The 22,444-nt window shown below is 71.7% G+C and carries 26 protein-coding genes; 9 read left to right on the top strand and 17 right to left on the bottom strand.

Annotated elements, in window-relative coordinates; all coding sequences use genetic code 11:
• Positions 1–170 precede the first annotated feature (170 nt).
• Positions 171–773 carry an LURP-one-related/scramblase family protein gene (locus C466_RS03365; RefSeq protein WP_004596673.1) on the bottom strand — a complete coding sequence of 201 codons (603 nt, stop codon included), beginning with the start codon at positions 771–773 and terminating at the stop codon, positions 171–173.
• 132 nt (positions 774–905) lie between these two features.
• Here C466_RS03365 and C466_RS03370 point away from each other — a divergent pair, with 132 nt between their 5' ends.
• Positions 906–1,403 (top strand): hypothetical protein, encoded by a 498-nt coding sequence (locus tag C466_RS03370; RefSeq protein WP_004596672.1) that lies wholly within the window; start codon positions 906–908, stop codon positions 1,401–1,403.
• Between the two features lies 1 nt (position 1,404).
• Here the strand turns inward: C466_RS03370 and endA are convergent, their stop codons facing one another.
• Positions 1,405–2,574, bottom strand: a complete 1,170-nt coding sequence (gene endA / locus C466_RS03375; RefSeq protein ID WP_004596671.1) for a tRNA-intron lyase — start codon at positions 2,572–2,574, stop codon at positions 1,405–1,407.
• Positions 2,575–3,007: 433 nt separating this feature from the next.
• On the opposite strand from endA, the gene C466_RS03380 reads away from it, so the two are divergent.
• The gene (locus tag C466_RS03380; protein WP_004596670.1) at positions 3,008–5,263 is read left to right on the top strand and encodes an AAA family ATPase; all 2,256 of its coding nucleotides are present in this window, start codon (positions 3,008–3,010) and stop codon (positions 5,261–5,263) included.
• 39 nt (positions 5,264–5,302) lie between these two features.
• Here C466_RS03380 and C466_RS03385 read toward each other — a convergent pair whose 3' ends face one another.
• The 4 genes from C466_RS03385 to lwrS all read right to left on the bottom strand — a co-directional run bounded on the left by C466_RS03385 (position 5,303) and on the right by lwrS (position 7,437).
• Positions 5,303–5,824: a CopG family ribbon-helix-helix protein gene (locus tag C466_RS03385; protein WP_004596663.1), complete on the bottom strand. Its 522-nt coding sequence runs from the start codon at positions 5,822–5,824 to the stop codon at positions 5,303–5,305.
• A 76-nt stretch (positions 5,825–5,900) separates the two neighbouring features.
• Positions 5,901–6,206 (bottom strand): PadR family transcriptional regulator, encoded by a 306-nt coding sequence (locus C466_RS03390; RefSeq protein WP_004596660.1) that lies wholly within the window; start codon positions 6,204–6,206, stop codon positions 5,901–5,903.
• Between the two features lie 34 nt (positions 6,207–6,240).
• Entirely contained in the window at positions 6,241–6,975 is a 735-nt protein-coding gene (locus C466_RS03395) for an HAD family hydrolase (RefSeq protein WP_004596657.1), read from the bottom strand.
• Between the two features lie 78 nt (positions 6,976–7,053).
• Positions 7,054–7,437, bottom strand: a complete 384-nt coding sequence (lwrS, locus tag C466_RS03400) for an LWR-salt protein (RefSeq protein WP_004596655.1) — start codon at positions 7,435–7,437, stop codon at positions 7,054–7,056.
• A 65-nt stretch (positions 7,438–7,502) separates the two neighbouring features.
• On the opposite strand from lwrS, the gene uppS reads away from it, so the two are divergent.
• The gene (gene uppS, locus C466_RS03405) at positions 7,503–8,498 is read left to right on the top strand and encodes a polyprenyl diphosphate synthase (RefSeq protein ID WP_004596653.1); all 996 of its coding nucleotides are present in this window, start codon (positions 7,503–7,505) and stop codon (positions 8,496–8,498) included.
• Here the strand turns inward: uppS and C466_RS03410 are convergent.
• The 3 genes from C466_RS03410 to C466_RS03420 form a co-directional block, all read right to left on the bottom strand.
• Positions 8,495–9,595: a DUF2891 domain-containing protein gene (locus C466_RS03410; protein ID WP_004596651.1), complete on the bottom strand. Its 1,101-nt coding sequence runs from the start codon at positions 9,593–9,595 to the stop codon at positions 8,495–8,497. The genes uppS and C466_RS03410 overlap by 4 nt on opposite strands.
• Positions 9,596–9,690: 95 nt before the next feature.
• Positions 9,691–10,149, bottom strand: coding sequence for an NOB1 family endonuclease (locus C466_RS03415; protein ID WP_004596649.1), 459 nt, complete (start codon positions 10,147–10,149; stop codon positions 9,691–9,693).
• Positions 10,149–10,394 carry a PRC-barrel domain-containing protein gene (locus tag C466_RS03420; RefSeq protein ID WP_004596644.1) on the bottom strand — a complete coding sequence of 82 codons (246 nt, stop codon included), beginning with the start codon at positions 10,392–10,394 and terminating at the stop codon, positions 10,149–10,151. The genes C466_RS03415 and C466_RS03420 overlap by 1 nt, the downstream gene beginning before the upstream one ends.
• Positions 10,395–10,592: 198 nt before the next feature.
• On the opposite strand from C466_RS03420, the gene infB reads away from it, so the two are divergent.
• The 3 genes from infB to C466_RS03435 all read left to right on the top strand — a co-directional run bounded on the left by infB (position 10,593) and on the right by C466_RS03435 (position 13,008).
• The gene (gene infB / locus C466_RS03425) at positions 10,593–12,386 is read left to right on the top strand and encodes a translation initiation factor IF-2 (RefSeq protein WP_004596643.1); all 1,794 of its coding nucleotides are present in this window, start codon (positions 10,593–10,595) and stop codon (positions 12,384–12,386) included.
• Positions 12,387–12,427: 41 nt separating this feature from the next.
• On the top strand, positions 12,428–12,607 hold the full coding sequence (locus tag C466_RS03430) for a hypothetical protein (protein ID WP_049897959.1): 180 nt from the start codon (positions 12,428–12,430) through the stop codon (positions 12,605–12,607).
• A 74-nt stretch (positions 12,608–12,681) separates the two neighbouring features.
• Complete coding sequence (locus tag C466_RS03435; protein WP_004596641.1) at positions 12,682–13,008, top strand: hypothetical protein; 327 nt, start codon at positions 12,682–12,684, stop codon at positions 13,006–13,008.
• Positions 13,009–13,031: 23 nt separating this feature from the next.
• Here C466_RS03435 and C466_RS03440 read toward each other — a convergent pair whose 3' ends face one another.
• The 3 genes from C466_RS03440 to C466_RS03450 form a co-directional block, all read right to left on the bottom strand.
• Entirely contained in the window at positions 13,032–13,586 is a 555-nt protein-coding gene (locus C466_RS03440; RefSeq protein ID WP_004596639.1) for a hypothetical protein, read from the bottom strand.
• A 531-nt stretch (positions 13,587–14,117) separates the two neighbouring features.
• Complete coding sequence (locus tag C466_RS03445; RefSeq protein ID WP_004595394.1) at positions 14,118–15,185, bottom strand: mRNA surveillance protein pelota; 1,068 nt, start codon at positions 15,183–15,185, stop codon at positions 14,118–14,120.
• A 25-nt stretch (positions 15,186–15,210) separates the two neighbouring features.
• Positions 15,211–16,377: a DUF4013 domain-containing protein gene (locus tag C466_RS03450; protein ID WP_004595393.1), complete on the bottom strand. Its 1,167-nt coding sequence runs from the start codon at positions 16,375–16,377 to the stop codon at positions 15,211–15,213.
• A gap of 275 nt (positions 16,378–16,652) precedes the next feature.
• Between C466_RS03450 and C466_RS03455 the strand changes: the two genes are divergently transcribed.
• The 3 genes from C466_RS03455 (at position 16,653) to C466_RS03465 (ending at position 18,374) form a co-directional block, all read left to right on the top strand.
• Positions 16,653–17,057: a hypothetical protein gene (locus tag C466_RS03455; protein WP_004595392.1), complete on the top strand. Its 405-nt coding sequence runs from the start codon at positions 16,653–16,655 to the stop codon at positions 17,055–17,057.
• On the top strand, positions 17,054–17,989 hold the full coding sequence (locus tag C466_RS03460) for an alpha/beta hydrolase (RefSeq protein WP_004595391.1): 936 nt from the start codon (positions 17,054–17,056) through the stop codon (positions 17,987–17,989). The genes C466_RS03455 and C466_RS03460 overlap by 4 nt, the downstream gene beginning before the upstream one ends.
• Before the next feature lie 73 nt (positions 17,990–18,062).
• The gene (locus tag C466_RS03465; RefSeq protein WP_004595390.1) at positions 18,063–18,374 is read left to right on the top strand and encodes a thiamine-binding protein; all 312 of its coding nucleotides are present in this window, start codon (positions 18,063–18,065) and stop codon (positions 18,372–18,374) included.
• A 77-nt stretch (positions 18,375–18,451) separates the two neighbouring features.
• Here the strand turns inward: C466_RS03465 and C466_RS03470 are convergent, their stop codons facing one another.
• From C466_RS03470 to C466_RS03490, 5 genes are all read right to left on the bottom strand, one after another.
• Positions 18,452–19,153: a hypothetical protein gene (locus C466_RS03470; protein WP_004595389.1), complete on the bottom strand. Its 702-nt coding sequence runs from the start codon at positions 19,151–19,153 to the stop codon at positions 18,452–18,454.
• 105 nt (positions 19,154–19,258) lie between these two features.
• A complete protein-coding gene (locus C466_RS03475; RefSeq protein WP_004595388.1) occupies positions 19,259–20,767 on the bottom strand; it encodes an RtcB family protein in 1,509 nt (502 codons plus the stop codon).
• 98 nt (positions 20,768–20,865) lie between these two features.
• On the bottom strand, positions 20,866–21,408 hold the full coding sequence (locus C466_RS03480; RefSeq protein ID WP_004595387.1) for a hypothetical protein: 543 nt from the start codon (positions 21,406–21,408) through the stop codon (positions 20,866–20,868).
• A 67-nt stretch (positions 21,409–21,475) separates the two neighbouring features.
• Complete coding sequence (locus C466_RS03485; protein ID WP_004595386.1) at positions 21,476–21,919, bottom strand: archease; 444 nt, start codon at positions 21,917–21,919, stop codon at positions 21,476–21,478.
• A partial coding sequence (locus C466_RS03490; RefSeq protein WP_004599567.1) for a DUF502 domain-containing protein occupies positions 21,916–22,444 on the bottom strand: 529 nt, incomplete at its 5' end. The genes C466_RS03490 and C466_RS03485, both read right to left, overlap by 4 nt.

Raw genomic sequence — 22,444 nt, forward strand, 5'->3', positions numbered from 1 at the left:
AGAGATGTGTATAAGAGACAGCGTCGAATCCGAGGACGTCGTCGAAATAGAGGTCGACGACAATCTCGTACGCGCGCTCTTCTTTTCTCATCTCGTTTGATTACCGCCGAGGCGTGTTCGCATGTCTCATCTGCGGACCTATGACTGGGTCCAAAACGGTCCGACCGCCGCTACTGGTTCTCCAAGGCGTCGAGGATGCACGCGGCGGCGACGACCGCCTCCTTCGGCACGTCGCTCGCGTCGTCGATGGTGACGGTGTAGGCGTCCCGCATCGAGAACTGCCCCTCGATGTCGCCGACGTGGCCGCCGTCGGCGTCGAATATCTCGTACTTGTTCGGGATCAGGTTCGCGGCGCCGACGAGGTGGCGGAGCCCCGACAGCAGCTTGTTCTTCGATTTGATCGTCGCCAGCGCCTCGCCCGTCTCGGGGTCGCGGACCGTCCAGTTCTCGACGAACAGCGAGTAGTCCTCGTCCAGCACGACCACCTCCTCGCCGGTGCCCGCGTCGATGATCGCGTAGTTGCCGCCGATGTCGACGATGCCGCCCGCCTTCACCGAGAAGGCGTCCTCGTCGTCGCCGGTGACGAACGGGAACTCCTCTTTCAGCTTGAACATCTTCTGTTTCCCGCGGAGGACGACGTCGCCGGCGCTGTCGCGGACGGTGTACTTGTTCCGGACCAGCGACTGTTTCACCTCGTAGCGGTCGTCGCTGAGGTCGACGGTCGAGATGTCGTACTCGTCCGACTCGGACGGGAACATGGAGGGATCGTCCATGGGTGGCGAAGGGCGTCACCGCCGGAAAAAACCTCCCGTTCTCCCGACGACCTCCGCGCTCGGAAGTCGTGGTTCAAGCGACCGTTGTAGCCTCCGGCACCCCTTTTTGAACGGCGAGCGGTCGTCTCGGGTATGTCTCGGCTCGCGCTCGTCGCGGTCGCTTGCCTCGTCGTTCTCACCGGCTGTCTGTCCGGCGGTTCGCCGGCCTGTCCCGCGATCGGACCGGACGGCGAGCGGGTCGACGACCCGGTGTGTCCGGAGGAACGGGCGGGCGGCCTCTCGCTGTCCCTCGAACGGGACGCGGATATCGTCCGCGTCACCGCCACGAACGTCGGGGACGAAGCGGTGCCGGTCAACCCGGACCAATGGGTCGTCTTCCGGAACGCCGCGGCGCGGGGAGCCGACGCCCCCGAGTGGGAGACAGCCGCGAACGCCCCGGCGGGCACCCACAACCTGACCGTCCGGGAGCTGGCCCCGGGCGAGACGGAGACGTGGGAGGTCCGCTACGACCCGACCGCGCCGGACGCGTCGGACCGCCGCGACGCGGTGCTACACCGGTCGGGCGAGTACGCCTTCTCGCTCAGGGCGAGCGATCGAACCTACGTCGTTCCATTCGAGATCGAGGACTGAACTACGGCGTCAGCCGGTCGACCGAGAGCCACTCCACGTCGGCGCCGATCGGCGCGTCGGCGGCGTCGTCGCCGGAGTGCTCGCCGCCGACTGCCGTCAGCGCGAACACCATCTCCTTGCGGACGCCGCCCGCGAGGCGCACGTCGAGCGACAGTTCGCGCGGCGAGAACTCGTGGTCGGCCTCGACGACGCGCACGAGGTGTTCGGAGTGCGGGAGGTCGTCGACCGTCTCCACGTCGAGGTACGTCCGGAAGTCGGCGCCGAACTTGAAGCCGGTCTTCGGCACCGCGTCGGCCGCGCGGAGGCGCTTATAAATCGCGAGCCGACGGTCGAAGCGCTCGCCCTCCACGTCGCGGCCGCGAGCGACGACTCTGGCGGCCGCGTCGCCGGAGTCCGCGTCCGCGACGCCGCCGTCGTTCCCCGCGTCTCCGACCGACGCCGACAGCGACAGCCGCCCGTCCGCGGCCAGCGACGCGGCCTCGACCAGCGAGAGCTGGAGCGCGCCCTCCACGTCGGCCGCCCGCCCGGTGAGCGGCCGCCCGTAGAAGCCGCGCTCGTAGAGGCCCTCGGGGGCGTCCCAGACGACCACGCGGTCGGCGAGGAGCACGCCCCGCAGGTCGCCGGGGGGCTCGTAGTCGGTCGCGCCGTCGATGGCGCCCGCCTCGGCCGCGAAGTAGGTGATGTCGGACTCCTCGTCGACGACCGCGAGGGTGCGCCCCGCGAGTTCCGCGGCCGCGACGGACTCGCGCTCGCCGACGACCTGGATCGGGTACTTCACGTTGCCCGTGTCGGGCGTCTCGCCGCGCTCGTAGGCGACGAAGTCGACCGCGTCGCTCTCCGCGTCGCGGCCGCCCGGCCACGGATCTCGGGCCGGCGAGAGGTAGAAGCCGCGGTCGCGCAGGTCGGAGTAGACGAGGAAGCGCACCGCGAAGCGGTCGGCCGCGGCCGCGCTCGCGACGAAGAAGCGCTCGAAGCCGACGGGATCTGACTCATCGCTCAGCGTTATCCCGGAGAGGTCGCCGCGGAACAGCAGGTGCGCGGCCTCGACCCGCGAGAGCGCGATCTCGTTGCCGTCGAGCGGCCGCCCGTACCCCCGGGCGTCGTAGAAGCGCTGGCGGGCGTCCCCGCCGACGCGGACCGCGTCGCCCCGCAGGTGTCCCGTCGGTTGCATACCAGTCACCGCGGCCGGCCGAGGGAAGGGGGTTGCGGTCGATACGCGCGGGAGTACGGTGACTCGGATCGAGCAGTGGTATATTTATAAGTAAGCGGCGATGCCGCGGAGAACACCTCCAACGCCCCAACCGGTCGTTTATAAACGAGTGCCGACGGACCGGCGGAGAACTCCTCCAAAGCCCCGCCCGACAGCGACCGCACAGCACCTCTCACCTCCCCAGCCTCGTCGCTCGCGCCTTATAAAGGCGCTCGCGACTCCCTCGCGCGTGCGACTCGCGCCCCGCGGGCGCTCGTCGGCACGCGCCGCCGCAGTCGATGTTTATAAGCAATCGTCGCTACCCTCGGGCCGTTTTGGATCCGCGTCTCCGGGCGGGAACCGGCTCGCGACGGCGCCGGACAAGCGTAAAGAGCCGCGGGCGAGAACGTGGCGTATGAACGACACCGCAGGGCTCCGGCTCACGGTGCGTGCCGCCGAGAAGCGGGACGCGGGCCGGGGCATCGCCAGGCTCCCCGAGTCGGCCCGCAAGCGGCTCGCCCTCCTCAGCGGCGACACGGTCGAGGTGCGCGGCGAGCGCACCGCGGTCGCGAAGGTGTGGCCGGGCGGCCCCGACGCCCCCGACGGCTCCGTCCTCATCGACGCCGACACCCGCGCGAACGCCGGCGTGAAGGTCGGCGACACCGTGACGATCGCGCCCGTCGACGTCTCGGACGCCGACCGCGTGACGCTGACGGCGCCCGGCCGCCTCGCCGAGGTGGACGTGAGCCGCGAGGTCGTCGAGCGCGCCCTCTCCCGCGAGCTCCGCGACCGTCCCGTCACCGAGGGCGAGGCCGTCCACGTCGAGCGGCTCGGCGGGCTCCGCTTCGTCGTCGCCCGGACGGCGCCCGCGGGGACCGTTCGGGTCACGGCGTCGACCGGCGTGTCGGTCGAGTACGAGGGTGACGTGGGGGCCGCGAGCGATCGCGGCGACGCACGGGCGGATGCGAGAAACGACGGAGCCGACGCCGACCGGTCCGCACCTGCCGCCGACTCGGGGACCGACCTGCCCGGAGACGACGCCCGCCCGAAGTCCGGCGAGTCGCCGCCCGCCGAGCACACCGCGGGCGCGACCTACGAGGACATCGGCGGGCTCGACGAGGAGTTGGAACTGGTCCGCGAGACCATAGAGCTCCCGCTCTCGGAGCCGGAAGTGTTCACCCGGCTCGGCATCGACCCGCCGAAGGGCGTCCTCCTTCACGGCCCGCCGGGGACCGGGAAGACGCTCATCGCTCGGGCCGTCGCCAACGAGGTCGACGCGACGTTCATCACCGTCGACGGCCCGGAGATCATGTCGAAGTACAAGGGCGAGTCCGAGGAGCGCCTGCGCGAGGTGTTCGAACGCGCGAGCGACGACGCCCCGGCGATCGTCTTCTTCGACGAGATCGACTCGATCGCGGGCAAGCGCGACGACGGCGGCGACGTGGAGAACCGCGTCGTCGGCCAACTGCTCTCGCTGATGGACGGGCTCGACGCCCGCGGCGACGTGATCGTCATCGGCGCGACCAACCGCGTCGACACCATCGACCCGGCGCTCCGGCGGGGCGGCCGCTTCGACCGCGAGATCGAGATCGGCGTCCCCGGCGAGGCGGGTCGCCGGCAGATCCTCGACGTCCACACGCGCCGGATGCCGCTCGCGGACGACGTGGACTTAGACCGGATCGCGAGCCGCACGCACGGCTTCGTCGGCGCCGACATCGAGGGGCTCGCGCAGGAGGCGGCGATGACGGCGCTCCGACGCGCACGCGAATCCGACTCGCGGGCGCTCAACGACGTGACCGTCGGGAAGGCGGACTTCGAGGCCGCCCACGCGAGCGTCGAGCCGAGCGCGATGCGCGAGTACGTCGCCGAGCAGCCGACCACCGACTTCGCCGACGTCGGCGGGCTCGACGACGCGAAAGAGGAACTGGAACGCGCCGTGACGTGGCCGCTGTCGTACGGGCCCCTCTTCGACGCGGCGGGCGCCGACCCCCCGACCGGCGTCCTGCTGTACGGGCCGCCCGGGACCGGGAAGACGCTGCTCGCCCGCGCCATCGCCGGCGAGAGCGGCGTCAACTACATCCAGGTCGCCGGCCCCGAGCTCCTCGACCGGTACGTCGGCGAGTCGGAGAAGGCGGTCCGCGAGCTGTTCGACCGCGCCCGGCAGGCGGCGCCCGCGATCATCTTCTTCGACGAGATCGACGCGGTCGCGACCGACCGCGACGCCGCCGGGGGCGACGGCTCCGGTGTGAGCGAGCGCGTCGTCTCCCAGCTCCTGACCGAGCTCGACCGCGCCAGCGACAACCCGAACCTCGTCGTCCTCGCGGCGACCAACCGGCGGGACGCGCTCGACCCCGCGCTGCTCCGCCCCGGGCGCTTGGAGACCCACGTCGAGGTGCCGGAGCCGGACCGCGAGGCGCGCCGCAAGATCCTCGAGGTCCACACCCGCGGGAAGCCCCTGACCGACGACGTCGACTTAGAGCGGGTCGCCGACGAGACGGAGGGGTACTCCGGCGCGGAGATCGCCTCGCTGACGCGGGCGGCCGCGATGCGCGCCATCGAGCGCGTGGCCGACGAACACGGCGAGGCCGCCAACGACCACGCCGACGAGGTGGGGGTCACCGACGAGGACTTCGACGCCGCGCTCGACTCCGTCCGCCCCGAGACCGCCTGAAGGAGGGACAACTGCGGGTCGGTCCGGCTCGGTCCGCCCTCAGTCGTCTTCGCCGGTCGCGCCCGCTTCCGTCTCGTCCTCCTCGTGCGCGTCGCCCTCGGCCTCGCCGCTCCCGTGCCCGGCGTGTGCGCGGGCCTCACCGAGCGCGCCGGCGCCGAACTCGTCGACGGGCGTGACGCTGTAATCGACCGTGAGCGTGTCCTTCGTCGCCCGGACCTTCCCCACGAACGCCGATATCTCCTCGAGGCCGCCCTCCAAGACGAACAGCTCCATACAGTACTGCGAGCCCACGTGGCTGTGGAAGTTCGAGGCGACGATCCCCTCCTGCTCGTGTCGCAGCCGCATCATCCGCTCCTCGACGTTCGTCGTCTCGTAGTTGAACAGGACCGTCACCACGGCCATCAGCGCGCGGTCCTCCAGCTTCGCGTCCTCGAACTCGCCGAGGAGGTTCCGGGAGGCCTCGCGGACGACTTCGCTGCGGCCCGTGTACCCGTGTTCGTCCGCGAACTGGTCGATCCGATCGAGCAGCTCCTCCGGCATGGACACGCTGACGACGGTCATATGTTAATCCACGCCGGCGGAGTTGTTAATCCTTGAGGTCCGGGCCGTGACGCCCCGCCCCGCGCCCGCCGCCTGGCTACGCTCCGTCGTCGTCGTCGCCGTCGCCGCCCTCAATTTGCTCGCCGAGCCAGGCGTAGTGATCGAGCAGCGCGGCCTCGCCCGCGTCGGTGAGCGCGTACACGTCGGCGATGCCCTCGGTCCGCCGGTCGAGGTAGCCGGCCTCGACGAGCGCGGAGAGGGTGCCGTAGAAGGAGCCGGGATCGATCCGCTCGTCGTAATGGGATTCGAGCCGGCTCTTCGCCGACTGCGCGCGCAGCTCGCCGTGGTCGTACAGGAGCGCGCAGAGGTCGCGGCGCCGACCGCTGTGGAACCACTTGGTCATGGTCGGCGCCTCGCCCCGCGGGCTGATAAATCGCTCACGACGCGTCGGCCGGCCCGCCGGCGCCGACCGCGCCGTCGGAGTCGACGCGCACGCCGCCGCGGCGGTCGGCGTCGCTCCCGTCGCCGCCGACCAGCTCGTCGAGGCGGCTCACGCGCCGGTCGCCGAGGACGCACCGCCCGCGCTCGTCGTGGCCGACGCGCTCGACGTGGACCGCGTCGAGGCCGGCGTTCCAGGCGGCGGCCACGTCGCTCTCGCCGTCGCCGACGTAGTAGCCGCGGTGCCGGCCCGCCTCGACGCCGAGCGACTCCATCGCGGCCTCGATCGGGTCCGGCTCCGGCTTCCACCCCGTCTCGTCGGTGCAGCAGACGACCGCGTCAAATCGGTGGTCGAGGTCGACGCGGTCGAGGACCGGTTCCGCGAGGAACTCTTGGCAGTGGGTGACGAGGCCGGTCGGCCCGCCGACCTCGCTCACGCGGTCGAGCAGGCGCGCGGCGTCGTCGTGGAGGTACGTCGCCTCCGCGCGGGCCGCGGGGTCCTCCACGGCGTGGAACGCGGGCCAGAACGCGTCGGGGTCGACCCCCATCCCGCGGAGCGTCTCGGCGCGAGAGCCTCCGAGCCCGTGCCAGAGGACGCGCGCCTCCCGGTCCGAGAACTCGCGGTCCAGCCGGTCGCCGACGCGGTCGAACACCGCACGGGTGTACTCCCACTCGGCGTCGACGAGCGTCCCGTCGAGGTCGAACAGGTGGAAATCGTAGTCGGCGACGGTCATGGATCGCTCCGTACGCCGGCGGCGGGCAAGTGCGTTGCGGGTTCGGAGCGGCCGGGGCTCTGACCCCTCGCCTCCCGCTCAGTCCCGGACGTGGACCGACGAGCCGAGGTACTTGCGGAGGACCTCGTCGACCGAGTCGGCGTTGAACCGGTCGAGATCCGCGGCGATAGCGTCCTTTAGCGCGTCCAGGTACGCCTCGTCGGTGCGGAGCTCCCGGAAGTCGGCGGCGGCGACTTCGGCGCCCGGGGCGTCGGCGATCCCGAGCCGCTCCGCCGCCAGCCGTCGGAACGAGGGTTCGTCGCCGATCCCGCCGCGCCACAGGCGGTCGCGGAAGAACAGCCAGCCGTCGGTCTCGGGCTCCACTGCCGGAAGCTCCATCGTCGTCTCGAACCGGTCGGGGTCGACGGCGGCGGCCCGGGGATCGAGCCGGACCGTGACGCGAAAGACGTACGCGGCCTCCATCTGTGGGCCTGAGGACCGGCCGGAGAATAAAAGTACATACCGCTCGGCCGTCTGAGTCAGGAAAGATGCTGAACCGACTCCGCGGCCTCGTCGGACGTGCGTACCGGCGACACCTCCGCCGCGAGATCGACGACGTCCCCGATCACGTCGCCGTCATTCAGGACGGCAACCGGCGGTACGCCCGCGAGCAGGGCGACGACGCGCCCGAGGGCCACCGCGCGGGCGCGGACACCACCGAGCGCGTCCTCGACTGGTGCGCCGACCTCGGCGTCTCGGAGCTGACCCTCTACGCCTTCTCCACCGAGAACTTCGAGCGCCCCGACGAGGAGCTCGGCCCCCTCTTCGACCTGCTTGAGCACAAGCTGCGCGAGTTCGCCGACGCCGACCGCGTCCACGAGCAGGGCGTCCGCGTCCGGGCCATCGGCGACGTACCCCGGCTCCCGCCGCGCGTCCGCGACGCGGTCGACTACGCGGAGCGGCGCACCGCCGACAACGACCGCTTCACGCTCAACGTCGCGCTGGCGTACGGCGGCCGGACCGAGCTGCTCGACGCCGCGCGCGCCATCGCCCGCGACGTCGACGCCGGCGAGATGGCGCCCGCGGACGTCGACGTCGAGACCGTCGAGTCCCGGCTGTACGACCGCCCGATCCGCGACGTGGACCTGATCGTCCGCACCGGCGGCGACGAGCGGACATCGAACTTCCTCCCGTGGCACGCGAACGGCAACGAGGCCGCGGTCTACTTCTGTGCGCCGTACTGGCCGGAGTTCTCCGAGGCCGACTTCCTGCGCGCCATCCGCACCTACGAGTCGCGAGAAGAGTCGTGGCAGCGCGCCCGGGCGGAGCGGGCCGTCGCCCTGGTGCGCGCGCTCGCCGAGGTGGAGTTCGCGGAGGCGCGCGCCGCGGCCGCGCGGCTCCGCGAGCGCGTCCCGCGGCTCGATCGGAGCGACCTCTCGGACGACGCCCTCGGCATCGCGGAGGGCGACGCGGTTGGGTCGGCCGACGGCGAGTCGGCGGGTCGGATCGACGGCGACGCACAGGACCCGCCGGGAGCCGACTAAGCCGCGCCCGGCGCGATCCCCCGCTCGTTCCGCGTCAGCAGGTACAGCGCGAACGACGAGAGCCAGTGCGAGCCCGCGTAGTCGTCGGTGAGCACGTCCGCGGCCCCCGCCTCGGCGTGGCGGCGCGCCGCGGTCTCCAATGGCTCCCGGAGCCGGGTCGCCGCCGGGCCGTCTCGCCCGCCCAGCGCGTCGGCCACCCCGGCGAGACACCACGCGCGGGAGACGTTGAGGCCGATCAGGTGCATCGCGGCGCCGTCGCCCTCCTCCGGTTCGACGTCGACGGGCGCGAGCAGCGCGTCGTGCGGGGGTTCGGTGAGGTCCGGGAGGAAGTCGTCGAGCCACGCCGCGAACGGGTCGGGGTCGAGGACGCGCCGCATGAGGTCCGCCTCGAAGAGCGCGGGCGAGAGGAAGTCCCACCCGACCGGCTCCGCGCCGACGACCGCGGCGGTGTCGTCCGCGTAGAGGCGGCGAGCGGTCGCTTCCGTCTCCGATTCCAGATCGGCGTCGCCGACGACCCGCGCGTAGTCGAGGACGCCGGCGAGCGCGAACGCCGTGTTGCCGTGGGTGCCGACGCGGTGCGGGCGGTCGGTCCCGAGGAACGACTCGCGGGTCCCGCGCCGGACTCGCTCTTCGAGCGGGCGGAGCGTCTCGCGCCACGCGTCGGCGCGCGGGTCGTCCCACAGGGCGAGCTCGGCGGCGAGGCGCAGCAGCCACGACCAGCCGTACGGCTCCTCGAAGCCGGGGTTCTCGTCGAGGTACTCGACCTCGCGAGCGGCGTTCTCGGGGGTCAGCCGCCCGTCGATGCCCGCCGCGATCTCGGCCTCGTCCGGGTGGTCGGAGACGAGTCGCAGCGCGCGGACGAGCGCCCAGTGGCTGTGCACCGCCGAGTGCCAGTCGAAGCAGCCGTAGAAGACGGGATGCTCCTCCGCGGGACGCGGCGGCGCCTCCGGTCCCTCCACCACCCCCTGGTAGTGCGGGTACTCGGTCTCGACTCCGTCGAGCGGGTGGGCGGCCAGCGCCGCCGCGACCGCGTCGTCGAGCGCGTCCGGCCGCCCGGCGCGGAGCGCGTCCGGCGACAGCTCCTCGAAGGCGTTCATGGCGGGTGGTCAGCGGGGCGCCTGTTCAATCGGTCGGTCGCGTGCGAACCCCTCTCACGTGGGTTCGTGTTCCACAGAAAGCGGTGCGGGAGCGGTCAGGCCGGGTTCTTCCGCGTCAGGTCGCTGCCGCAGATCGGACATCGCTCCTTGTTCTCGTCGAAGGTGCGGTTACAGCCGACGCACTGAAAGCGCCACTCGCGCTCCTCGGAGATGCCGTCGCGGGCGATCGCCTCGACCGGGAGGTCGAGCCGCTCGGCGACGTTCTGCATCGCGTAGTCGTCGGTGATGAGCGTCGCGTGAAGCTCCAGCGCGGTCGCGATCAGCCGGATGTCGGTGTCCGACAGCTCCGCGGCGTCGCCCGACCCCTTCGCGGCCCGGCGGACCCGGTCGACCGCCTCCGGCGCCGGCACGTGGACGGTCATCCCGGAGCCCTCCATCGCGTCGAACCGGAGCGCCACCTCGCCGGTGAGCTCGTCGTGGACCGCGGGGATGGAGACCACGTCGTCGTCGGTCGTGTACTCGTGGATGAACGCGGACGAGTCGAGAACTTGCATCAGCGGGCGACGACGATGTAGTCTTTCACCGCCTGGACGTTCGCGACCGGGACGCGGAGCCGGCCCATCTCGTCGACGTCGAAGTCGACGCGCTCGGGCCTGAGCTGCTCGTGCGGGCTGACGAGGAGGTGGTTCAGCTCCCCGGAATCGAGGTTCATCGTGATGTTGTACAGGTCTCCGAGTTCGGTACCGTCGGAGCTCATCACCGCCTTCCCGGAGAGGTTCTCCGCGAGGATGTCGACCATACCCCCACGGTCCCGGGCGACGGTATTAAACGCCACGGGGCGTCGGACGGGCGACGGACGCGGCCGCGCGTTCGTCACCGGACGGGCGACGGACGCCGAATCGGTCGGTCCGGTTCGGTTCGGCTCGTCGCGGCGTTTTGAAAGGCTTAACTGACGGCCGGCGGAAGAGGCGGTATAACCTTCTCGGGGCGATCACATATGACCGACCACACACACGCGGACACCCTGCGAACCCCCATCGTCGCCGTGCTGGGCCACGTCGACCACGGCAAGACGAGCCTGCTCGACACGATCCGCGGCTCCGCCGTCAGCGAGGGCGAGGCCGGCGCGATCACCCAACACATCGGAGCGACGGACATCCCGCTCGACACTATCTCCGGGATGGCGGGCGAGCTCATCGACCCGTCCGACTTCGACCTTCCCGGACTCCTCTTCATCGACACGCCGGGACACCACTCCTTCTCGACGCTGCGCGCCCGCGGCGGCGCGCTCGCCGACATCGCGGTGCTCGTCGTCGACGTCAACGACGGCTTCCAGCCGCAGACGGAGGAGGCGATCGACATCCTCCGCCGGACGGGGACCCCCTTCGTCGTCGCGGCCAACAAGGTGGACACGACGCCCGGGTGGAACCCGCAGGACGGCGAGCCGATCCAGCGGAGCATGGAGGCGCAGTCCGAGCGCGCCAAGTCGATGCTCGACGAGAACCTCTACGAGATCATCGGGCAGCTGTCCGACGCCGGCTTCTCCGCCGACCTCTACTGGCGCGTTCAGGACTTCCAGAAGAACATCGGCGTCGTCCCGCTGTCGGCGCTCACCGGCGAGGGCGTCCCGGACCTCCTGACGGTTCTGATGGGCCTCTCCCAGCGGTTCATGAAAGAGGAGATGGCGATCGACGTCACGGGGCCGGGCGAGGGGACGGTCCTCGAAGTGAAAGACGAGCGCGGGTTCGGCGCCACCGTCGACACCGTCGTCTACGACGGCGTGATCCGCAACGGCGACACCGTCGTCGTCGGGGGCCAAGACGAGCCGATCGTCACCGAGATCCGCGCGCTGCTCCGCCCGCGGCCGCTCGCGGAGATCCGGACCGAGAAGGAGTTCGAGAAGGTCGGCGAGATCGGGGCCGCGGCCGGCGTGAAGATCGCCGCGCCCGACCTCGACCAGGCGATGGCGGGCGCGCCGGTCCGGGTCGTCCGCGACCGCACCGTCGACCAAGTGGTCGAGGAAGTGAAGGCCGAGCTCGCCGAGATCGAGGTCGAGACGGCCGACAACGGCGTCGTCGTCAAGGCCGACACCCTCGGCTCGCTTGAGGCGATGGCCAACGCCCTCCGCGAGGCCGAGGTCCCCATCCTGCGCGCCGAGGTCGGCGACATCGCGCCGCGCGACATCGCGGTCGCGGAGACCGCCAATCAGGACGAGCACAAGGCGATCCTCGGGTTCAACGTCGACCTCCTCCAGAACGCGGAGTCGGACCTGGAGAACGCGGACGTGAAGCTGTTCAAGAACGAGGTCATCTACCAGCTGGTCGAGGACTACGAGCGCTACGTCGAGGAGAAGCAGCGCGCGCAACAGGAGACGGTGCTGGACAAGGTGGTCCGCCCCGCCCGCTTCCGCATCCTCCCCGACCACACGTTCCGGCAGAACGACCCCGCCGTCGTCGGCGTCGAGATCATCGCCGGCACGCTTCAGAACAACCGCAACGTCGGCTTCTTCGAGGGCAACGAGTTCGAGCGCGTCGGCGGCCTCTCCGGCATTCAAAAGCAGGGCGACGACGTCGACGAGGCGCGCTCCGGCGAGCGCGTCAGCATCGCCATCGACGGGCCGACGGTCGGCCGCGACATCGAGGAGGGCGACACGCTCTGGACCGAGGTGCCCGAGAAGCACGCCAAGATCCTCGAACAGGAATTAAAAGAGGAGATCACCGCCGACGAGCGCGAGGCGCTCCAAGGCTACTTGGAGACGCGCCGGAAGCGCGACCCCTTCTGGGGGAAGTGACCCCGACAAGACTCTTGTAATCGGCGTCGCCACGTTTGCCTATGGTCTCCCGAGAGAACGCGGTCATCCTCCTGTTCATGGCGGCCGGCTTGGCGCTGGCGTACGGCGGTCGCGTCGCGACGGGCCTGAGCGACACCGTCCTGATCGGCGTGCTGATACTGGTCGGCGTCGTGGCGCCGCAGGCGGTGATCGGCTACCTCGACGCCGAGAGCTCGGGGTGACGCGGCCCCGTCACCTCCGAGCGCACCCGTCAATCGCGTGTCGCCGTTATGTGCGTCGAGCCCGTAACGGGGGTATGGAGACGACCGTGATCGAACACGACGGCGCGATGCTCGCGCGGCTGGAGGGCGACGACCGGGTGTTCGAGGTGCGCTTCGACGCACTCGAACCGACCGACGTGACGCTGCGGTTCCGCCGCGACGGCGAGCGCGTCGGGAGCGTCTACAACGACGACGGCACGAAGCGAACGATGGCGCGGCTCACGACCGCGCGCGAGGGGACCGACTTCATCGGCGTCGAGGTGCCGAAGGAGTTCGTCGCCGAGGTGTTGGACACGGCGCTCGAAATGGGCCGCGTCACCGACGAGACCGCAGCCGAGGGGTATCGACTCCGGGTACTCTGAGCCGACGCGTCACGACCCCGGAGTCAGGCGTACAACAGGATGATCACCGCGACGAACGCCAGCTCCCCGCCGACGAGCAGCGCGGCCAACAGCCAGGCCTTGTAGGTCCACAGCCACTCGCGGGCCGCCGCGAATCGATTCTCGCCGATCGACTCCGATTCAGCCCGGTACGCCGCGTCGACCCGCCAGCCCGCCTCCGGGTCGTACGTCGCCGGCACCCGGGTCCCGACGAGTTCGTCGACGTCGAGCGGCGAGACGCCCGCGGCCTCCAGGAATTCGAGGAACTCCTCGGACTCCCGAAGCGACCCGTCCCGGGGCGCGTCGAACCGCTCGGTGTGGGTGGCGTCGCCGTGGGGCGGGCGCATCTCGACGGCGACGCGGTCGCCGACGGAGCGCACGCGGGTGACGATCAGCGCGTTCTCCTCGTCGTTGAGGTACGCTTCGCGGAGGCGGCGCTTCACGTCCTCGTCGACGCCGGCGTCGAGGTCGTCGGGGAGGGCTTCGGCGTCGGTCTCGCGGGGCGGAGACGGGTCCTCGACAGTCGCCGTCTCGGCGTCGTCCCCGGATCGGTCCGCCATCGATGCGCCGTTGGCGGCGCGCTCGGATAAGGACACGGCTGCTCCGCGAACGCGATTCCTGACCGTTGTCGCTGCGAACGACTTCACGATCGAGCCTGCCGAAGCCCCGGCCGCTCGGCCGTGCGATGGTGGCTCTTATAAATCGACGATCGACACGAACGCCGCCGAAGCCCCGGCCGCTCGGCCGTGCGAAGGTGGATCTCATAAACCGGCGGTCGACACGAACGCCGCCGAAGCCCCAGCCGCTCGGCCGTACGATGGTGGCTCTTATAAATCGACGATCGACACGAACGCCGCCGAAGCCCCAGCCGCGAGGCGTCCTGACGCTCGCTGTGGTGCTTGCGTCACCGCAGGACGCCTCGCGGCTGCCCCTTCGAATCCCACCCCGCCCCGCACAGCAACCGCACCTCACACCTCCCCAGCCTCGTCGCTGGCGCCATCGGCGCCAGCGACTCCCTCGCGCGTGCTCCTCGCGGCCGCCACCGGCGGCCGCTCGCAGGCACGCGCCACCGCATTTCGACTGTCAACCGCTCACTGGAGCCGGTAACGTAAGATCGCGGCGATGCCGCCGAGGTTGGCGAGTTGTTCGCCGGGGGCGAACTCCGAGGAGAAGACGACCACGTCGCCGCCCTGCTGTTCCACCGACTCGATCACCGCGTTCACGTCGATGTCCCAGTCGCCGTCGCCCTGCCGCTCCGTGCGGAGGCGCTCGTCGACGACGAGCAGCGTCTCGACCGCGCCGAACTCGGCGGCCTCGGCGGTGTCGTCCGGGCCGTACGTCGCCTTCTCGCCCGTGGCGATGTTCTCGGTCAGCTCGTCGATGAGGTTCGCCTCCTTCGAGATGCGCGTCTCCTTTTGCACCTCGTCGACCGCGCCGCGCTTGAGCACCTCGTGGACGCCGCGGTCGCCCGCCGCGGAGGTGTCGACGGTGGTGATCCGGTCGGAGAGGTCGCGGTACTCCTCGTCGACGTAGTCGCGCGCGTCGTTCTTCGTGAACCCCGGGCCCGCCAGGATGACGGCGTCGGCGTCGAGGTGCGCGAGCGCCTCGCCGAGCTCGGCGAACAGCTCCTCGCGCGGCCGCGAGAACTCGCCTTTCCCGGTCGGCTTCGTGAACGAGGCGTACTCCTCGGTCCCGTACTGCTGGACCGTGTGGACGTACGCGGCGCCCTCCTCGACGGTCGCGATGGCAACGTCGGGGTTCTCCGCGGCCTCCGTCGCCTCCTCCAGCCGCTCGGTCTGGTCCGGCTTGAAGTGCTTCTCGACGGTTATCTCGTCGTGCTCTTCGACGTTGAGCGTGTGGTGGGCGTTGAGCTGGTCCTCCCGCGAGCAGCCGACGATGACGCCGGAGACGCGGAGCCGGTTGGCGAACCGCGCGAACTCCACGTCCTCGACCTGAAGGGTGACGAAGATGTGCTCGCGCTGCCCGCCGGTGTCCCGCATCTGGTCGTCGTTCCGCTGGATCCGCCGGGTCGTGTCGCCTTCGACGAGGTCACCGGGTTCGAGGACGTGCGCGAGGTGCCAGAGGTCGTCCACGTTCTCGGGGACCAGCGTGAGCCGTTCCCGGCCCTCCTCGCCGTACCCCCGCTCGGAGATGCGCATGCCCGGGCGTTCGCTCGCGGCCGTATCAACGCTTGCCTTCCGCCTCGGCGAGCGACGGCCCCCACTCGAAGCCGTCGGCCGAACCGTCGCCGCTGGCGTCGCCCGCGTGGTCCGCGTCGTCCCCGTCGCCCGCGTCGTCTCCGCCGGCGGTGCCAGCCTCGTCGACGGGGACGCCGCGGCCGACCTGAACCGGGACCGGCGGCTCGCTCCGCATCGGCTGCCCGCCGTCGCCCGACACGACGGGGACCGGTGGGTCGTTGTGCGCGCGACCGACCTCCCGGTCACCGTCGGCGGCACGGTCCACGCCCGCGCCGCGATTCGAGCCCTCGCGAGGAGTCGCGTCCGCGCGGCGAGCCGTTCGGCTCCCGGAGCGCGCGGCGTCGCGGGCCGTTCGGACCGCCGGCCGCGCCGCGCCGTCCCGGGCCGACCCCTCCCGCAGCGCGCCCGCCGCGCCCCGTCCGTAGAGCCCGTGCGCGACGACGCGGGCGAGGAAGGCGAGCGCGACGCCGACGACCAGGGGAACCGTCGGCGCCGCGACGGCGTAGCCGACCGCGAGCGCCCCGACCGCGAGCGTCCACCCGGTGGCGTACTGGCCCGTCGCGGCGACGCCGGCCACCGTCCGCGGGTTCAGCCCGTCCCTGAGCCGCCCGGACGCGGCGAACGCGGCGAGCGCGGCGGGGCGGACGTACGCAAAGGCGAGGAGGTACGCGCCGACGAGCGCGGCGACGAGACCGACGGCGACGACCGCGACGGCGACCGGGCCGTTCGGACCGAGCGCCGACTCGACGGCGGCCGCGGTCGACCCCGGATCGACGGGGCCGGCGACGAGCGCGGCGACGGCGCCGCCGGCGACCGCGAGGCCGCCCGCGAGCGGAGCGAGCAGCGCCGCCGACAGCAGCGCCGACTTGAGGCCGTCCCTGACCAACTCCCCCCAGGCGACGAGCGACGGCGCGCCGGCCGCGTCGCCGGACTGGATCGCGCTCCGCGTCACGCGGACGAAGTAGCCGCGCGCGATGAGCGACGGCCCGAACGCGACCGGGGCCGCGACGGCGATAGCCGGGCTGACGAAGAGGACGCCGCCGAGCCACAGCGCCGTGAGGACCCACCCCAACAGGGTCACGGACCCGCCGACGAGGACGACGCCCGCGGTGTCGTTGGTTCGCGTCAGCGCCGTCGCGGCCGCGGTGAGCATGTGACTCGACACAGGAACGGGAGCCGCATAAATGATACCCGGGCCCGAGCGTTTATATCACTCCACGGATTATTGCCACCCGGCCGTGCGGGACAATCGTGTGCCTCTGACAACCTAACCGCGGCCGCCACTCGGCGGTCGCCCCCCCGTCCGCGGCTTTCGACTGCGTTCTCTTCCACCAGCCCCGCCGCCGTCTCGTGCCGGTACCGATTTATCCCGCCCCGCCGCCGTCTCGTGCCGGTACCGATTTATCCCGCCCCGCCGACGGATCGGGTATGACCGGCGACGAGCGGACGGCCGATCTGGAGCCGGAACTCAGGAGCTACGGCGTCAGCGTCGAGTCGATCGACGGAGGCGACCCGCTGGAGCTGACGTACATGACCGCGTTCCCCGGCCGCGAGATCCACCGCGGCGAGATCGGACGCGCGCTCAACGCGCTCATCGAGCAGGCCGAGGCCGACGAGTGGGACCCCGTCCGCGTCGAGGGAACGGTGGTGCGGTCCCCCGGCGACGTCCTCGGCACGTGGCGCGCCGAGGCCGAGTGGTTCGAGGCGCTCGCGAGCTACGAGATCTCCGAGACGGAGTTCTCGGCCCGCGTGCTGGACACCGTCAGCCACGAGACCGGGGCCGGAGACGGGGACGACGACAGATCCGAACCCGACGCGGAGGCCGACCGGTGACCCGACGCGATCCGGTCAACCGCGCGCAGCGTCGGCTGGCGCGCCCGGCCCGCGAGCGGTTCGCCACCCGCGCGGTCGCGTTCGACGTCGACGGCGCGACCTGCCGCGGGTCGCTGTACCTGCCCGGCGGCGACGCGGACGACCCCCCGGTCGTCGTGATGGCGCCCGGGCTCGGCGCGGAGCGGACCTTCGGCTACCCCGCCGTCGCGGAGCGGCTCGCCGACGCGGGCTACGCCGCGCTCCTCTTCGACCACCCGGAGTTCGGCGATTCCGACGGCGACTCGCAGGCGGTCGACCTCGCCCGCCAGCGCGCCGCGTACGAGGGCGCGATCGACCGCGCGGCCCGCGTCGACGACGTCGGCGACGACCTCGTGTTGTGGGGCGCGTCGCTGTCGGCCGGACACGTCCTGACGCTCGCCGCCGAGCGCCGCGACGTCGACGCCGTCGTGGGGCTCGTCCCGATGCTCGACGGGCGCGCGATCGCCCTCCGGCGCGGCGGGCGGTACCTCCTCCGCTCCGGCGCGGCCGGGCTCCGCGATCTCGCCGGCCACCGGATCGGTCGCGGACGTACCGTCCCCATCGCGGGCGGGGCGGAGGAGTGCGCGGCGATCACCGAGCCGGGGACGAAGCGGAAGTACATCGACCTCGTCGACCGCGAGTCGGCGTGGCGAAACGAGACGCCCGCGCGGTCGCTGCTCGGCCTCGTCGGCTACCGGCCGGTGACGCGGCTCGACGAGATCGACGCGCCGACGCTGCTCTTGGCCGGCACCGACGACGAGATCGTCGACGCCGACTCGGTCGCGGCCGCCGGCGAGCGGCTCTCGCGGGGGACCGTCGTCACCATGCCCGCGGACCACTTCTCGGTGCTCGGCGAGGACTTCGAGGGCGCGGTCGGCCACCAGCTCTCGTTCCTGCGCGACGCGCTGGAGTGACGCCTCGCGGCCCGCGGTCGCGGGGCCGCCGCCCGCGCGACCGCTTAAGTGGCCTCGCGGCGCACTCGCGAGCATGACAGCCATCGCGATGTTGAGCGTCGCGCCGGTGATCGAGGGGAGCATGGCCGAGGAGGTGGCGAAGGCCGTCGCCGCGCTCGACGAGTTCGACGTGAGCTACGAGACGAACCCGATGGGGACCGTCATCGAGGCCGACGACGCGCAGACGCTGTTCGCGGCCGCGGCGGCGGCCCACGACGCCGTCGACGGCGACCGCGTCTCGACCGTTCTCAAGATCGACGACAAGCGGGCGAGCGACGGGATCGCCGCGGAGAAGGTGGACGCGGTCGAAGAACATCTCGGTCGGGCAGCGAAGCGGGAACGCTGACGGCGTGGGGAGCGCGCTGGCGGCGCCGCCGCGGCGGGTCGCGTCACGCGACGGGTCGCGTCACGCGGCGGGTCGCGTCACGCGGCGTCGACTCCCACGCTGCCGCCGGCGGTCGCGTCCCCGTCGGGGTTCTCGACCGTCAGGTCGACGGTCGTCGTCCGGACGACGGTCGCCTCGTCGCCGCCGCCGGCGACGTCCGCGCGGAACACCACGTCGAGCGTCGTCGTCGCCGTCTCGCCGCCGCCGAGCCCCGCCGCGGAGAGCGTCTCGCTCGTCACGGCGTCGCCGCGATCGGTCGCGTCCGCGCGCTCGAACCGCGCGGTGAGTGCGCCGTCGACAGCGTCGAAGTCCGGCGGCGCGTCCGAGGCGGCGTCGGACTCGCCGCTCTCCGGCCTCCCGACCGACGAGACGTCCCCCGGCGTCGCGTCCGGGTCGGCGGCCGTCAGGGTCTCCCGATACACCTCGTCGACGCCGGCGTCGCTCCCGACGGCGAGGGTGAGCGTCACGCGCTCGACGCCCTCGGAGAAGTCGGTCCACGACACCTCGACGGCGGGCGAGAGGAACACCGACTCGATCCGACCGTCGTTGCTCGTGACCGTCGGCGCGTCGCCCGCCTCGAAGGCCGCGGGGTCGCCGTCGACGGCGGCCGCCGGTCGGCTCGACGCGGCGAGGGCGCCGATGCCGGTGACGCTCCCGATTGTGACGGCGGCGGCACCGCCGAGGACCGATCGTCTGGAGACCGTTTCGGACGAGCTACCGTTCCGCGAGTGGTCGGCCATCTCGGTGCGACGTGGCCGCGGCATCCGACATAAGCGCTCGGCGGAGACGGGCCAGACGGGGACGGGTTCGGTCAGGGCGGGCTTGACCCGGAGCGAGGACCGTCCTCACCCCTTGATGTTACAGACGGGGAACGTGCGGGCGACCTTGTCGCCGATTCCCAGCTCGTCGCTGACGCGGATCACCTCGTCGATGTCCTTGTAGACGCCGGGCGCCTCCTCCGCGATGGTGGCGCCTGACTGCGCCTTCACGTAGATCTGCTGGCCGTCCTCGAGGTCGTCTTGAACGTCGCCGCCCCAGAACTCCTGTTTCGCCTGCGTCCGGCTCATCAGCCGGCCGGCGCCGTGGGCGGTCGAGCCGAACGAGACCGACATCGACTGGTCCCCGCCGCGGAGGACGTACGAGCCGGCGCCCATGCTGCCGGGGATGATGACGGGCTGGCCCACGTCGCGGTAGGTCTCGGGGACGTCCGCGTTGCCGGCTGGGAACGCCCGCGTCGCGCCCTTGCGGTGGACGTACAGTTCGCGCTCCGCGCGGTCGACCGCCTCGTCGCCGACGGCGGGGCGCCCCTCGGCGTCGACGCCCACCTCGTGGGTCTCCTTTTTCGCGATGTTGTGCGCCACGTCGTACAAAAGCTCCATCCCGAGGTCCTCGATCGGGTCGGCGTCGAACACCTCGCCGAACGTCTTCCGGGCCTGATGGGTGATGAGCTGGCGGTTCACCCACGCGAAGTTGATGCATGCGCCCATCGCGCCGTAGTACTCCTCAGCCAGCTCGGAGCCGGCGGGCGCGGCCGCCAGCTCCTTGTCCGGCAGCTCGTCGAGCAGGTCGCCGTGCTCCTTCTCGATCTGTCGGAGGTAGTCGTTGCAGGTCTGGTGGCCGAGCCCGCGGCTCCCGCAGTGGATCAGGACGACGATCCCGTCTTCTTCGAGCCCGTACGACTCGGCGACGTCCGCGCGGAACACGTCCGTGACGCGCTGGACTTCGAGGAAGTGGTTCCCCGACCCGAGCGACCCCATCTGGTTGCGGCCGCGGTCCATCGCCTTCTGGGAGACGTACTCCGGGCGGGCGTCGGGGCGCCGGCCCTCGTCCTCGCAGCGCGCGAGGTCGCTCTCGATCCCGTACCCCTCCTCGACCGCCCACTCGACGCCGCGTTCGAGCGCCCCCTCGATCGCGTCGGCGTCGCCGTCGATCACGCCGCCGCCGCCGAGCCCCGACGGGATCGCCTCGAAGAGGGCGTCGACGAGCTCCTCCTCGCGGCCGCGCACGTCGTCGTAGGTGAGGTTAGTTTTCACCATCCTAACGCCGCAATTCACGTCGTATCCGACCGCTCCGGGCGAAATACAGCCCGTTCGGGCGTCGATCGCGCCGACGCCGCCGACCGGGAAGCCGTACCCCTGGTGGCCGTCGGGCATACAGAGGGCGGGCTCGACGATGCCGGGGAGGTGGGTGGCGTTTTTCAGCTGTTGGAGCGAGTCGTCGTCGCCGATCTCCTCGAGCAGGGACTCGCTGGCGAGGACCCGCGCGGGGACGTTCATCTCGCCCTCGCGGGGGATCTCCCAGACGTGCTCTCGCACCTTCTCCAGTCGGATCCCGTCGAACTCGCGCGTGGTCATACCCGCCGTTCGACGCGGGAGGGGAAGGGCGTTGCGTCAGCGGGCGCGGACGCGAGCGGTTCCCGCAGGCGGCGCGCTCCGGCCGCCCGATCGCGTCCTCACCGATCGACCGGGTCCATCGGGAGCCAGTCGACCGCGCCATCGGCGAGGGTGAACGCGGCGAAGACCCGGCCGAGGACGAGCCCGTACAGCAGGTGTGCGACCGCGATGACCGCGCCGAACTCGAAGCTGGCCGTCAGCCCCGGCACCGGGAGCGTCGGCACGGGCAGCGAGGTGGCGCCCTCGATCGCGATCGCGGCCGGCAACAGCAGGCCGCCGGTGATCACGCCCAGCAGCGCGGAGTGGGCGACGCCGAGCGAGAGGCACCCGCCGACGTCGCCCCGGAGCTCCGCGAAGAACGGTCGGTCGAAGACGGCGACGAACAGCCCGCCGAACAGGGCGCTGTTGAACAGGTGGACGAGCCACCCGACGAGGACCGTCTCTACCCCGACCAGCGCGCCGATCGTCGGCATGAGCCCGAGGCCGAAGTGTAACACGGCGCCCATCACGGCGCCGGCGACGAGCCCGCCGACCGCCCCTGCGCGCCAGCGCCGCCCCGCGCCCGCCGGTTCGCTCCCCTCGCTCCGATCTGAGTGTGCCATACGATATCAACGCACTCGATAAACATAATGGTTTATCACAACCCCCGTTCGGACGGTCGTCGCGGCCTCACACGTCGAAGACGACGTACGCGTACCACTCGTCTCCTCTCCGTTCGAGCGCCATCTCCGAGTACGTGACCGCCTTGATCTCCCGGGCGGCCACCGCGTCCAGCGGGACGCCGCGCGCGCTGGCCGTGAGTCGCCACTCGCCGGGGTCCGCATCCCCTTTTCCGCCGCCGTCGTCCGATTCGACGACCGTACACCGGTGGTCGGCCGGGAGAACGAGCCGCACGTCGCGTTCGTAGATCAGGCGGTCGAGGTAGTCGAACAGCAGCGCCTCGCGGCCCTCGGCGGCGACCTCGAGCTCGAACCGGTCGCCACCCGTCTCCGGCACCGACTCCGCGCTCGCGGCCGCGAGCCCGTCCGCGACCGCCGCGAACAGCGCCGAGAGGGTGTCGGCCGTCGCCTCGACGGCGACGTCGGCCGTGTGGTCGCGGAGCTCGTAGCTCATCGCTCGCCGCTCCCCTCGCGGGTCCGTTCGCGGGACTCGTCCGCGCGCTCCGACCGCTCGTCGCCCTGGAACCGGGCGTCGATGGTCCGCTCCGGGGCCCCGGCGCGGAGATCCTCCGGGTCGACGTCGTCGAGGTCGGCGGCGACCTCCTCCAAGGCGACGCCGCTCGTGACCAGCGCGCGGATCCCCTCGTCGACGGTCAGCTCGACGTCGACGATCCGGCGCTCCGGGACGAAGACGACGTGGCCGCCCATCACCGGGTTCGGCGCCATCGGCATGAACAGCGTCCGCATCCCCTCGCCCCCGCTGTCCGCGTGGTCCGCGATGGCCGCCGGCGTCTCGCTGGTGACGAACGCGAGCGTGTACGTCTCCTCGGTCGGGAACTCCACGAGGACGACCTCGCGGAAGTTCCCGCCGTCCGACTCCAGCATGGCGTCGCTCATCTGCCGGAACCCCTGGTAGACGGAGCCGACGCCCGGCACCCGCTCGACGGCGTAGTCGACGTACGCGACAGCGCGCTCGCCG

Source organism: Halorubrum distributum JCM 10118 (assembly GCF_000337335.1).
Classification (GTDB): Archaea; Halobacteriota; Halobacteria; order Halobacteriales; family Haloferacaceae; genus Halorubrum; species Halorubrum distributum.

Bases quoted from the DNA above. Each gene is read 5' to 3' on its own strand.
- C466_RS03390 (WP_004596660.1), bottom strand. From the start codon at position 6,206: ATGACCAAGTGGTTCCACAGCGGTCGGCGCCGCGACCTCTGCGCGCTC.
- C466_RS03435 (WP_004596641.1), top strand. From the start codon at position 12,682: ATGGAGACGACCGTGATCGAACACGACGGCGCGATGCTCGCGCGGCTG.
- C466_RS03430 (WP_049897959.1), top strand. From the start codon at position 12,428: ATGGTCTCCCGAGAGAACGCGGTCATCCTCCTGTTCATGGCGGCCGGC.
- C466_RS03475 (WP_004595388.1), bottom strand. From the start codon at position 20,767: ATGACCACGCGCGAGTTCGACGGGATCCGACTGGAGAAGGTGCGAGAG.
- C466_RS03415 (WP_004596649.1), bottom strand. From the start codon at position 10,149: ATGCAAGTTCTCGACTCGTCCGCGTTCATCCACGAGTACACGACCGAC.
- C466_RS03470 (WP_004595389.1), bottom strand. From the start codon at position 19,153: ATGGCCGACCACTCGCGGAACGGTAGCTCGTCCGAAACGGTCTCCAGA.
- C466_RS03465 (WP_004595390.1), top strand. From the start codon at position 18,063: ATGACAGCCATCGCGATGTTGAGCGTCGCGCCGGTGATCGAGGGGAGC.
- C466_RS03365 (WP_004596673.1), bottom strand. From the start codon at position 773: ATGGACGATCCCTCCATGTTCCCGTCCGAGTCGGACGAGTACGACATC.
- infB (WP_004596643.1), top strand. From the start codon at position 10,593: ATGACCGACCACACACACGCGGACACCCTGCGAACCCCCATCGTCGCC.
- C466_RS03450 (WP_004595393.1), bottom strand. From the start codon at position 16,377: ATGCTCACCGCGGCCGCGACGGCGCTGACGCGAACCAACGACACCGCG.
- C466_RS03440 (WP_004596639.1), bottom strand. From the start codon at position 13,586: ATGGCGGACCGATCCGGGGACGACGCCGAGACGGCGACTGTCGAGGAC.
- lwrS (WP_004596655.1), bottom strand. From the start codon at position 7,437: ATGGAGGCCGCGTACGTCTTTCGCGTCACGGTCCGGCTCGATCCCCGG.
- C466_RS03485 (WP_004595386.1), bottom strand. From the start codon at position 21,919: ATGAGCTACGAGCTCCGCGACCACACGGCCGACGTCGCCGTCGAGGCG.
- C466_RS03380 (WP_004596670.1), top strand. From the start codon at position 3,008: ATGAACGACACCGCAGGGCTCCGGCTCACGGTGCGTGCCGCCGAGAAG.
- C466_RS03480 (WP_004595387.1), bottom strand. From the start codon at position 21,408: ATGGCACACTCAGATCGGAGCGAGGGGAGCGAACCGGCGGGCGCGGGG.
- C466_RS03420 (WP_004596644.1), bottom strand. From the start codon at position 10,394: ATGGTCGACATCCTCGCGGAGAACCTCTCCGGGAAGGCGGTGATGAGC.
- C466_RS03410 (WP_004596651.1), bottom strand. From the start codon at position 9,595: ATGAACGCCTTCGAGGAGCTGTCGCCGGACGCGCTCCGCGCCGGGCGG.
- C466_RS03370 (WP_004596672.1), top strand. From the start codon at position 906: ATGTCTCGGCTCGCGCTCGTCGCGGTCGCTTGCCTCGTCGTTCTCACC.
- C466_RS03395 (WP_004596657.1), bottom strand. From the start codon at position 6,975: ATGACCGTCGCCGACTACGATTTCCACCTGTTCGACCTCGACGGGACG.
- C466_RS03385 (WP_004596663.1), bottom strand. From the start codon at position 5,824: ATGACCGTCGTCAGCGTGTCCATGCCGGAGGAGCTGCTCGATCGGATC.
- C466_RS03445 (WP_004595394.1), bottom strand. From the start codon at position 15,185: ATGCGCATCTCCGAGCGGGGGTACGGCGAGGAGGGCCGGGAACGGCTC.
- uppS (WP_004596653.1), top strand. From the start codon at position 7,503: ATGCTGAACCGACTCCGCGGCCTCGTCGGACGTGCGTACCGGCGACAC.
- endA (WP_004596671.1), bottom strand. From the start codon at position 2,574: ATGCAACCGACGGGACACCTGCGGGGCGACGCGGTCCGCGTCGGCGGG.
- C466_RS03455 (WP_004595392.1), top strand. From the start codon at position 16,653: ATGACCGGCGACGAGCGGACGGCCGATCTGGAGCCGGAACTCAGGAGC.